This window comes from Mesorhizobium sp., assembly GCF_041661565.1.
Lineage (GTDB): Bacteria > Pseudomonadota > Alphaproteobacteria > Rhizobiales > Rhizobiaceae > Mesorhizobium.
On sequence record NZ_JBAZUD010000001.1, the window covers coordinates 12,697 to 24,499 of the forward strand.

Below are 11,803 nucleotides of genomic sequence, written 5' to 3' on the forward strand. Positions count from 1 at the left end.
GGCTTATGCAACCAATTGCATTTTAATCGGTTTTAGGGCCATTGCCGTGGCGACGACGCCGCTCTGTGTCCGCATACGGAATTTTCAATGAATATCCAGACGAATCCTGCCCAAATCGAGAAGACGAGCGCGAGCTTCCCGGCGATAACGGAAGAACCCATCCGATCCAATTTCCTCCCCGAGGAACGCCTGCGGGTGCTTGGCGAGAGCCTGGCAAAAGGTGACCTGACGGATCTGTTCGGCTTGACGCCTTTCGATTTCCAGGCGCGCATCCGCGACAGCGCCAAGAAGATCCTGGAAGTCTATCGTTCGACCAATGCCGCGCAGGCCAGAGGCGAGACCATCACGCCGGCGGCGCAATGGCTGCTCGACAACAACTATCTGGTCGAAGAAACCATCTTCCAGGTCAAGCGCGACCTGCCGCGCCGCTTCTATCGCCAATTGCCTGGCTTGAAACTGCCCGATGGCGGCAACGTGCCGCGCGCGCTGGCGCTGGCCTGGACCTATGTGGCGCATTCGGACAGTTCCGTGTCCGCGACCATGTTCAAGGCCATCGTGCAGGGCTTCCAGTCGGTTGAGCCGCTGAGGATCGGCGAACTCTGGGCTCTGCCGTCGCTGCTGCGCTTCGTCCTCATCGAAAATCTCCGCCGGCTGGCGGTCAGGGTCAACCGCACGCGCCAGATGCGCCAGATCGCCAATGACGTGGCCGACAAGGTGCTGGCGACCGACGACAGCCCGGACCGGCAGGCGATCCTCTCGAATTTCAGCGCCCATGCGCACGACACCACTTTCGCCACCCAACTGCTCTACCGTTTGCGTGACGGGTCGCAGAATGCCGGCAAGGCCCTGGAGTGGCTGGAAGGCGAGCTTGAAAAGACCGGCTCGGACGCCGAGGAAATCATCATTGCCGAACACCACACGCTGTCCAGCGGCAATGTGACAACCGGCAACATCATCCGTGGCCTGCGTCTGATCAACGACGTCGACTGGACGGTGTGGTTCGAGGACGTCAGCCGCATCGATACCGTGCTGCGCGGACGCACCGATTTCGCCGCACTCGATTTCTTTTCGCGCGATCAATACCGGACCGCGATCGAGGAACTGGCCCGCCGCTCGGACCTTTCGGAATACCGCGTCGCCGAGAAGGCCATCGAACTGGCCGGTCATAACGTCGATGAAGTGGTGACGGACCCCGGTGAGGGCGGAGAGCTCCCGGTTTCATCCGCGCATACCGATGTCGGCTTCTATCTTGTTGGCCCACGCCGGCTGGAGTTGGAAAAGGTGATCGGCTATCGACCGACGATCAGCCAGAGGGTCAAGCGCGCCTTCACCAAGACGGGATGGCTGGGCATTGTCGTGCCGGTTTTCGCGCTGACGGTGCTGCTTCTCGTCCTGTCCGGCAACGCGCTTGCCCATCTCGGCCTGTCGGTGCCGTCGATCGTCCTCATGCTGGCGCTGTTTGCGGTTCCGGCCAGCGAGGGCGCCCTTGCATTCTTCAACACAGTGGTCTCGTTGTTCCTCAAGCCGACCCGCCTGATCGGCTATGATTACAGGCACGGCGTGCCGCCGGAAGCGCGCACCCTGGTAGTGGTGCCGTCGCTGATCGGCTCGCGCGACGATGTCGAGGAGAGCATTCGCAACATCGAAGTGCATTACCTTGCCAATCTAGCGGACGAGATTCATTTCGCGCTGCTCTCGGACTGGCCCGACAGCAAGACCGAAATCGATGTGGCGGATACCGAGATCCTCGGATTTGCCCGCGCCGAGATAGACCGTCTCAATGCCCGCTATCCCTCTCAGGGCGCGCCGCGTTTCTACATCCTGCACCGGCGCCGTCTCTTCAACGCCGCCCAGGGTGCCTGGATGGGGTGGGAGCGCAAGCGGGGCAAGCTGCACGAACTGGACCTTCTGCTGCGCGGCGACAGTGACACCACCTTCCTACCGCTCGGTGTGCCGCTGCCCGAGAACGTCGTCCATGTGATGACGCTCGATGCCGACACGCGCACCACCCGCGACGCGGTCGCGAGTCTCATCGGCAAACTCTGCCATCCGCTGAACCGTCCGCATTTCGATGCCACCAGGCGCGTTGTCACGGCTGGATACGCGATCCTGCAGCCACGCATCACGGCATCGCTGACCAGCGGCGACGAAGCATCGTTCTTTCAGCGGGTCTTCTCGGCCAATCGAGGGCTGGACCCCTATGTCTTCGCCGTATCCGATCTCTATCAGGACGTCTTCGGCGACGGCTCCTTCACCGGCAAGGGCCTCTACCATGTGGACGCGTTCGAGGCGGCGCTGAAGGGGCGGATCGAGGAAAACACCATCCTCAGCCATGATCTGCTCGAAGGCGCCCTGGCGCGCTCCGCGCTGGTCACCGATGTGGAACTTGTCGAGGATTATCCGACCCGTTACTCGGTCGACGCGTCTCGTCATCATCGCTGGGCGCGAGGCGACTGGCAGTTGCTCGGCTTCATCCTCGATCCGCGCTCCGGCGTGCCGGCATTGTCGCGCTGGAAGATGCTCGACAACCTGCGCCGCTCGCTGACACCGATCTTCTGGGTGCTGGCGGCGATCGCCGGCTGGACCCTGCTGCCCTTCACGCAGGCCGCGCAGTGGCAGGCCCTGCTGATCCTCAGCCTTTTCATGGCGCCGACATTCAACATCGTGAACGCCATCCTGCCCAAGAGCGGCGACCAGACGGCGCGGGGCCATTTCTCGGCACTGGCGCGCGATGTTGCCTTCGGCACCGCCATGGTGGCATTGAAGATCGTGCTGATGGCGCACAACGCCTGGATGATGGGCGACGCCATCGTGCGCACCCTCTACCGGCTTTTCGTCAGCCGCCAGAACCTGCTGGAATGGCGCACAGCCTCGCAGGCGCACAAAAGCGGCGACAACGATCTCGGCTCCTACTACGGCATGATGTATGGCGCGGTGATCATCGGCTTCGTCGGCCTCGCCATTCCGGTGCTGGCCGATTCGACCGGCGCCTTCGTCGCCTTCTTCTTCGCGCTGTTCTGGATCGCTTCGCCGGCGGTGGCCTCCTGGATCAGCCGTTCGGCCGAGACCGAGGACCGGCTGCGGATTTCGGCCGCCGACATCCATACTTTGCGCACCGTGGCGCGGCGCACATGGCACTATTTCGAAACCTTCGTCACTTCAGAGCACCACAACCTGCCGCCCGACAACTTCCAGGAAAGCCCGGCGCCGGTCGTGGCGCCACGCACGTCGCCGACCAATATCGGCGTCTATCTGCTGTCGGTCGTTTCCGCGCGCGATTTCGGCTGGATCAGCCTGTCCGACGCCATCACGCGCATCGACGCCACAATGTCGACAATCGAAGGAATGCCGCGCGACCGCGGCCATCTTTTCAACTGGTACGACACGACGACGTTGAAGCCGCTCTACCCGCTCTATATTTCCGCCGTCGACAGCGGCAACCTCGCGGGGCATCTGGTGGCGGTGGCGGCCGCCTGCGCCGAATGGGCCGAAGCACCTTCCGTCCATCTCCAGGGCGATTTCGAGGGGATTCTCGACACTGTCGCCATCCTCGGCGAAAGCCTTGAAGAACTGCCCGATGATCGCCGCCAGTTGCGCCCCCTGCGCCAGCGTCTCGCGGACCGTCTCGACGGCATGCGCCGCGCCGTCGACACCATCAAGGCACAGCCGGAAATGGCATCGATCCGCACCATCAACCTGGCGGTGCTGGCAGGCGAGATCCGCAAGCTGGCCGCGGCCATCCACACCGAGGCTGCATCGGCCCAGAGCGACGTTATCGTCGACTGGGCGGCAAGACTCGAAGCCACCTGCGAAGCGCATGTGCATGACGCGCACAGCGACGACAATGCCGTGGCCGCACTGCGCGCCAGGCTGCTCACCCTGCGCGAGCGCACGCGCCGCTTCGCCTTCGAGATGGATTTCTCGTTCCTTATGCGGCCTGAGCGCAAGCTGTTGTCGATCGGGTACCGCGTCGAGGAGCACCAGCTCGATGAAAGCTGTTATGACCTGCTGGCCTCCGAGGCGCGGCTGACCAGCCTGTTCGCCATCGCCAAGGGCGATCTCCCGACAGAGCATTGGTTCCGGCTTGGCCGGCCGATCGTCGAGATCGGTTTCCAGGGCGCGCTAATGTCCTGGTCCGGCTCGATGTTCGAGTACCTGATGCCGCCGCTGGTGATGAAGGAGCCGCAAGGCAGCATCCTCAACCAGACAAGCAAGCTGATCATCAAGCGCCAGATCCAGTACGGCCGCGAGAAGAACGTGCCGTGGGGCATCTCGGAAGCGGCCTACAATGCCCGTGACCGAGAGCTGACCTACCAGTACACCAATTTCGGCGTGCCAGGCCTGGGCTTGAAGCGCGGCCTCGGCCAGAACACCGTGATCGCACCTTACGCGACGATCCTGGCGGCACAGTTCAATCCGCGTGAAGCGGTGCGCAACTTGGCGCGGCTCCGGCAAATAGGCGCGCTCGGCCGCCACGGCTACTACGACGCGGTCGACTTCACGCCGCAGCGCGTGCCCGAGGGCACCGATCACGTCGTCGTGCAGAACTACATGGCCCACCATTCGGGCATGTCGATCGCGGCTGTCGCCGACGCCATATTCGAAGGCCGGCTGCGCGACCGCTTCCATAGCGATCCCGTCATCGAATCGGCCGAGCTGCTGCTGCAGGAGAGGGCACCGCGCGACATCCCGACCGCCACGGTCCGGACAGAGGCCGACGAACGATCCAAGGACGAGAGCGAGGTCGAGAGCCCCGACAGCCGCATCGTGCTGGATCCGTTGCGGGCGCTGCGCTCGACGAGCATGATGTCGAACGGACGCTACTCGGTGATGGTCACCGCGACCGGCTCCGGCTACAGCCGCTGGGGCGATCTTTCCGTCACCCGCTGGCAGCCGGATCCGACCGAGGACCGGATGGGATCCTACATCTTCCTGCGCGATGCGGGCACCGGCGACTGGTGGTCGGCAACGGCCGAGCCGAAGCGCGCGGCGGAGGAAAAGGCGCAGACCCTGTTCTCCGACGACAAGGCAAGCTTCCTGAAATCGGTCGGCTCCTTGCGCTCCGAGGTCGAGTGCATCGTCATTTCCGAAGGCAATGGCGAGGGCCGCCGCGTCACGCTCTACAATGACGGGGCATCCGACCGCCACATCGAAGTGACTTCCTTCGCCGAACTGGTCCTGGGCTCCGAGGCATCGGACAATGCCCATCCGGCCTTCTCGAAAATGTTCATAGAAACCGAGATCGCGCCGAACAACGGCGCGATCTTCGCCACGCGGCGCAAGCGCGAAACCAGCGAGCCCGATATCACCCTGGTGCATTTCGTCACCGACCCGTCCGGACCGGCGCGTGATGCCGAAGCCGAGACGGACAGGCGCGCCTTCATCGGCCGCGGCCGCACCATCGTCGACGCGGCCGCTTTCGATCCAGGCGCCAAGCTTCGCGGTCATTCGGGCTTCACGCTCGATCCGATCGCCTCGTTGCGCCGCCAGGTGCGGGTGCCGGCCAACAAGAAGATATCGCTGACCTTCTGGACCGTCGTCGGCGCCAGCCGCGCCGAGTTGGAGGAAGCCATCGCCCGGCTCGACCATCCCGAGAGTTTTGCCCGCCAGGCGATGCTTGCCTGGACGCGCAGCCAGGTCCAGACCCGTCACATGGGGCTCAGCCTGACCGACGCCGCCAACGTGCAGAAGCTTGCACGCTACCTGATCTATCCCGATCCGTTCCTGCGGCTTCCCGCCGAATCCATCGCGTCGGGGCTGGGCAAGCAGTCGAGCCTGTGGCCGACCAGCATCTCCGGCGATTTCCCGATCTTCCTGGTCAGGATCGGCGACGTCGCCGATCTGGAGATCGTCGCCCAGGCGCTTCGTTTCCAGGAGTATATGCGCACCCGCGGCATGATGATCGACTTCGTCGTCGTCAACGAGCAGGCGTCCTCCTATGTCCAGGACCTGCAGAGGGCGGTCGAGACGCTGTGTGAGAACAGCCGCTTGCGCGGCAAGGAACTCGGGCCTCGCCAGCACATTTTCGCCGTGCGCCGCGACCTGATGGACGAGACCACCTACAAGACGCTGCTCGCCGTGGCCCGTGTTGTCCTGCACACGCGCAATGGCACGATCTTCGACCAGATCGAGCGGGCCGAGGGGGCTGCCCTGCAGGCGCGCGACACGCTGCAGCCGGCGGGATCGCCGGTCGGGCGCGACGGATCCGCATCATCGCCCTTGCCGCAGACACTGGCCGTGCAGACGGTGCCGAACGTCAGCGCCGACGGCACCGGTCTCGACCGATGGAACGGCTTTGGCGGCTTCGACGGCGACGGCCGGCACTATGTCGTCAGGCTGGCCGGCCGCCGTACCACGCCGCAACCCTGGATCAACGTGGTCTCCAACGCCTCATTTGGCTTCCACACCTCGGCCGAGGGTGCTGCCTTCACCTGGAGCCGCAACAGCCGCGACTACCAGCTGACCCCATGGTCGAACGACCCGGTGTCGAACCGGCCGGGCGAGGGGCTCTACATCCATGACCTCGCCAGCGGCAAGGCGTTCTCGCCGCTCGCGGCCGTGGTGCGCGATCCCGCGATGATCTACGAGGCCTGGCACGGCCAGGGCTTCTCGACCTTCCGCGCCAAGCGCGGACCCTTGTCGATGGATCTTACCCATGTCGTCGACCCGGTCGATCCGGTGAAGATTTCGCGCTTGCGCATTCAGAATTCCGGGTCGGTGCCGGTGCGGCTGCGTGTCTATGCCTATGCCGAATGGGTGCTGGGCGGGCATCGCTCGCGCACCGCGTCGACCATTGTTCCGTCGCGGGACGCGGCCACCGGGGCGTTGCTGGCGCAAAATCCGTATGGGCTCGATTTCGGCGAACGGGTGGCCTTCCTGGCTTCCGACGGGGCCGCGCAGTCGGTGACGGCAGACCGTACGGAGTTCCTGGGCCGTCATGGCTCAAGCGAGATGCCGCAGGCGGTGCTGACCGGCGCCGTGCTGTCGGGCCGCGTCGAGGCGGGAGACGATCCATGTGCGGCCATTGCCCGGGACGTCGAGATCCCGCCCGGCGGCGGCGTCACGTTGCTCTGGCTGTTGGGCGACGCCGAGTCGGCCGATCAGGCTAGCACCTTGGTGCAGGAGCACCGGGCCAGGGATTTCGATCAACGGCTGGCCGACAACGAGCACGCCTGGCGCGGTTTTCTGGACACGATCCAGGTCCAGACCCCGGACAAGGGTCTCGATGCCATGGTCAATCACTGGCTGCCCTACCAGAGCCTCGCCTGCCGTATCCGCGCCCGCTCCGCCTTCTACCAGGCCAGTGGCGCGTTCGGCTTCCGCGACCAACTGCAGGATACGCTGGCGTTGCTGGCGCATGATCCCCAGCTTGCGCGCGACCAGATCCTCAACGCGGCGCGGCGGCAGTTCCCCGAGGGCGATGTGCAGCATTGGTGGCTGCCGCGAACCGGGGCCGGCGTGCGCACGATGATATCCGACGACGTCGTGTGGCTGGCTCACGCCACGGCGCGCTATCTGCTGGTCACCGACGACGTGACGATCCTCAAGGAGCAATTGCCCTTCATCGAGGGGCAGCAGCTGGGCGAGGGCGAGCACGATGCGTTCTTTACCCCGGAGATTTCGAAGAAGACTGTCTCCCTCTATGAGCATTGCGCACGGGCGCTCGATCTGGCCATCACGCGCAGCAGCCCGGCCGGGCTGCCGCTGATCCTCGGCGGCGACTGGAACGACGGCATGAACCGCGTCGGCGAGCACGGCAAGGGCGAGAGCGTCTGGCTGGGCTGGTTCCTGTTGAAGACGCTGGGCGACTTCGCCCCCATCGCCAAGAGCGAAGGCGACACCAAGCACGCTCAAGCCTGGGCCAGCCATGCCGATTCCCTCAAGCGGGCGCTTGAAAGCACCGCCTGGGATGGCGAATGGTATCGGCGCGGCAGTTTCGACGACGGCACGCCGCTGGGCTCGCGCACATCCGAAGAGTGCAAGATCGACTCCATTGCCCAGTCCTGGAGCGTGCTTTCGGGTGAAGGCGACCCGGCACGGTCGAAGACGGCGATGGCGCAGGCGACCAGGCTGCTGGTCGACGACGAGCTCAAGATCGTCAAGCTGTTCACGCCGGCCTTCTCGAAGACCGACAAGGACCCAGGCTACATCAAGAGCTATCCGCCGGGCGTACGCGAAAATGGCGGGCAATATACCCATGCCGCCACCTGGTTCGTCATTGCGCTGGCCGATATGGGGCAGACCGACGAGGCCTATCGCTGCTTCTCGATGCTCAATCCGGTCAATCACGCGATCGACGAGGCCTCGGCCGAGCTCTATCGTGTCGAACCCTACGTGGTGGCGGCCGACGTCTATGCCGGCGACGACAATGTCGGCAACAACAAGGGCGGCCGTGGCGGATGGACCTGGTATACCGGGTCGGCCGGCTGGCTCTACAGGGCAGCCGTCGAGGGCATCCTCGGCATTGAACGACGCGGCAAGCGTGTCCAGTTCACGCCGAAACTTCCCAGCCACTGGGACGGCTATTCCGCCACGCTCAAGATGCTTGGGGCTGAACTCAGCGTTCGTGTCGTCCGCGACAGCAAGGCGAACGCGATGTCGCTGGAGCTGAACGGGGCAAAGACCAAAGCTTCGACGGTCGAACTCAAGAGCGGTGAAGTTTCAGACGTCCTCATCAGGATTCCGGCCTGAGACAGTTGCTAGTCCCGGGCAGCGCCCGGGACGGAGATGTTTTGAGAACCTGACCCCGACGCGAAGTCCCGGGTCTGGTTCTAGAAAACATATTAAGATCAAAGATTTGAAGTGTTATACCCAAATTTCGTACCTGTCGGCGGAGCTGTCGCGCCTTTGCCGTTTGAGCTGGGCCGGCCCAATTTGTCTGGCGTTATACTGTTCAAACGGCCTTTTTCGGCGACAGTCATCCGCCCGACATTGTTGCTGATTAAAATTGTGGCAGCACGCGCCAGGTGCCATGATTTCGCCGCACGGGTGACATTTTACCTGTCTTCTCAAACCGTTAGGTGATCACGGCAGATTTCGGAACGTCGCCATCTTTTGTTCGCTTAAAAGGAACTGAAGAGGTACACGGCCATTGTTTTGCGACGTATCAACCGATACGAGTCAAATGATGCAGTGCACAACAAACAGCGTGGCGGAGTAACTGGGGTGACCCTTCTGCAAATCTATTGGAGAGCGCTCGGTTATCTGGCCGAAGACAGGAAACGCGTCGCGTTGATCTGTTCGGCCAACGTCGCTCTCGCCATCATCGCCATTCTCGAGCCGATCATGTTCGGCCGGGTAATCGATGCGATTTCGGACCGCGGCTCGGTGTTTAGCACGCTTGCCCTGTGGGCGGGCCTGGGCGCCTTCAACATCGTCGCCTTCGTTCTGGTGGCGCGCGGCGCCGACCGCTTCGCCCACAAGCGGCGCAGCGAGGTGCTTTGCCAGTCGTTCGAACGCGTCATCACCATGCCGCTTGCCTGGCATCACCAGCGCGGTACATCCAACGCGCTGCATACGCTGCTGCGCGCGGTCGAGACGCTGTTCAGCCTGTGGCTCGAATTTATGCGTCAGCATCTGTCCACCGCCGTTGCCCTTGTCCTGTTGGTGCCGACCGCCATCAGCATGGACCTGCGCATGTCGCTGGTCTTGCTGGCGCTCGGCGCCCTTTATGTCGGCATCGGCCGGCTGGTGATGAAGCGGACAAAAGCCGGTCAGGCGGCCGTGGAGCGCCACTATCACAAGGTGTTCGCGCATGTGACCGACTCGGTCAGCAACGTCGCTGTTCTGCAAAGCTACAATCGACTGGGCCACGAGGCGGAGACGCTGCGCGGTTACGTCAAGAACCTGCTTGACGCGCAGAACCCGGTTCTCGACTGGTGGGCCCTGGCCAATGCGCTGCACCGCCTGTCGTCGACGATCTCGATGATGGTCGTGCTGTTGATCGGCGCCTATCTCGTCACGCATGGCCAGCTGCGCATCGGCGATGTCATTGCCTTTACCGGCTTCGCCACGCTGCTCATCGCCCGCCTCGATCAGATGTCGGCCTTCGCCAACCAGATTTCGGAGGCCCGTGCCAAGCTCGAGGACTTCTACCAGCTCGAGGACTCCGCCGCCGATGCGGCCGAGCCGGACGGCCTTCGCGACCTCACGAATGTCACGGGCCACGTCCGCTTCGAGAATGTCGGCTTCGAATTCGCAAATTCGGGGCAGGGCGTCAGCGATGTGTCCTTCGAGGTTCAGGCTGGCCAGACCGTGGCCATCGTCGGCCCGACCGGCGCCGGCAAGACCACGCTCATCAATCTGTTGCAGCGCGTCTTCTCGCCGTCCAGTGGCCGTATCCTGATCGACGGTATCGACACGCGTAGCGTGACCCGCAAGTCGCTGCGTCACTCGATCGCCACCGTGTTCCAGGACGCTGGCCTGCTCAACCGTTCGATCGAGGACAACATCCGCGTTGGCCGCGCCGATGCGAGCAATGACGAAATCCATGCCGCCGCAGACGCGGCAGCGGCGCAGGACTTCATCCTCGCCAAGAGCAACGGCTACGACACGGTTGTCGGCGAACGTGGCGGCCAGCTGTCGGGTGGCGAGCGCCAGCGCATCGCCATTGCGCGCGCCGTCCTGAAGGACGCGCCGATTCTCGTGCTCGACGAGGCGACGAGCGCGCTCGACGTCGAGACCGAGGACCGCGTCAAGGAAGCGATCGACGAACTGCGCCGCGACCGCACCACCTTCATCATCGCCCACCGACTGACAACCGTCCGCGACGCCGATCTTGTCGTGTTCATGGACAAGGGCAGGGTGATCGAAATGGGTGGCTTCGCAGAGCTGTCGCTCCGCAATGGTCGCTTCGCCAGCCTTCTGCGCGCCGGCGGTCTGCTCAACGACGAGGAGGTCCGTCGCCTCAGCCGCACGGTGCAGCAGCAGGAAGAAGCGGCCTGAGAGACCATCTTTCCTTCTCCCGCAGGGGAGAAGGACCTGCGACACCACCGCTGGATTGCTCCGAGCGGACCGGCGGTCTATGTACAATCGCATGAGCGACACGACCTCACGCCCCGCTGGCTGGATGGATCTTGCCAACCCGACGCGCTTCGTCGGATTGGCGGACAGGCTGGTGCCGTGGCTGGCGGCAGCCTCGGTCCTGATCCTTGCCGCCGGGCTCTATATGAGCTTCGCCGCGCCCGAGGATTTCCAACAGGGCATCACCGTCCGCATCATGTATATCCACGTGCCTTTCGCCTGGCTCGCCATGATGTGCTACACGCTGATGGCAGTGTCGGCGCTCGGCACGCTGGTCTGGCGGCATCCGCTGGCCGATGTGGCGCTGAAATCCGCCGCGCCCATCGGTGCCGTGTTCACCGCGCTGGCGCTGGTGACCGGCTCGATCTGGGGCAAGCCGATGTGGGGCACGTGGTGGGTATGGGACGCGCGCCTGACCTCGGTCTTCGTGCTGTTCCTGATGTATCTCGGCATCATCGCGCTGACCCGCGCGCTCGACGACGCAAGCCGCGCCGCCTGGGCCGCCGCCATCATCACGCTCGTCGGCTTCATCAACATTCCGATCATCAAGTTTTCGGTGGAATGGTGGAACACGCTGCACCAGCCGGCCTCGGTGTTCAGGCTCGGTGGTCCGACCATCGATCCAAGTCTTCTCTGGCCGCTGCTGGTCATGGCCGTCGGCTTCACGGTGCTGTTCTTCACATTGCACCTGATGGCGATGCGCACGGAAATCCGCCGTCGCCGGGTCATCGCCATGCGCCGTGTTGCTGCACGGCAGGCGGAGCGGCAACCAGCCTAATCT

3 protein-coding genes are annotated in these 11,803 nt (G+C 63.9%); all 3 read left to right on the forward strand.

Annotation, left to right across the window (positions count from 1 at the left end; all coding sequences use genetic code 11):
* Window positions 1-87 precede the first annotated feature (87 nt).
* Window positions 88-8,691, forward strand: coding sequence for a GH36-type glycosyl hydrolase domain-containing protein (locus WC739_RS00070; RefSeq protein ID WP_372950957.1), 8,604 nt, complete (start codon window positions 88-90; stop codon window positions 8,689-8,691).
* 474 nt (window positions 8,692-9,165) lie between these two features.
* The gene (locus WC739_RS00075) at window positions 9,166-10,944 is read left to right on the forward strand and encodes a glucan ABC transporter ATP-binding protein/ permease (RefSeq protein WP_372950958.1); all 1,779 of its coding nucleotides are present in this window, start codon (window positions 9,166-9,168) and stop codon (window positions 10,942-10,944) included.
* Between the two features lie 91 nt (window positions 10,945-11,035).
* On the forward strand, window positions 11,036-11,800 hold the full coding sequence (locus tag WC739_RS00080) for a heme ABC transporter permease (protein WP_372950959.1): 765 nt from the start codon (window positions 11,036-11,038) through the stop codon (window positions 11,798-11,800).
* Window positions 11,801-11,803: the final 3 nt, after the last annotated feature.

Coding starts and splice junctions, on each gene's coding strand:
- WC739_RS00080 (WP_372950959.1), top strand. CDS start 11,036: ATGAGCGACACGACCTCACGCCCCGCTGGCTGGATGGATCTTGCCAAC.
- WC739_RS00070 (WP_372950957.1), top strand. CDS start 88: ATGAATATCCAGACGAATCCTGCCCAAATCGAGAAGACGAGCGCGAGC.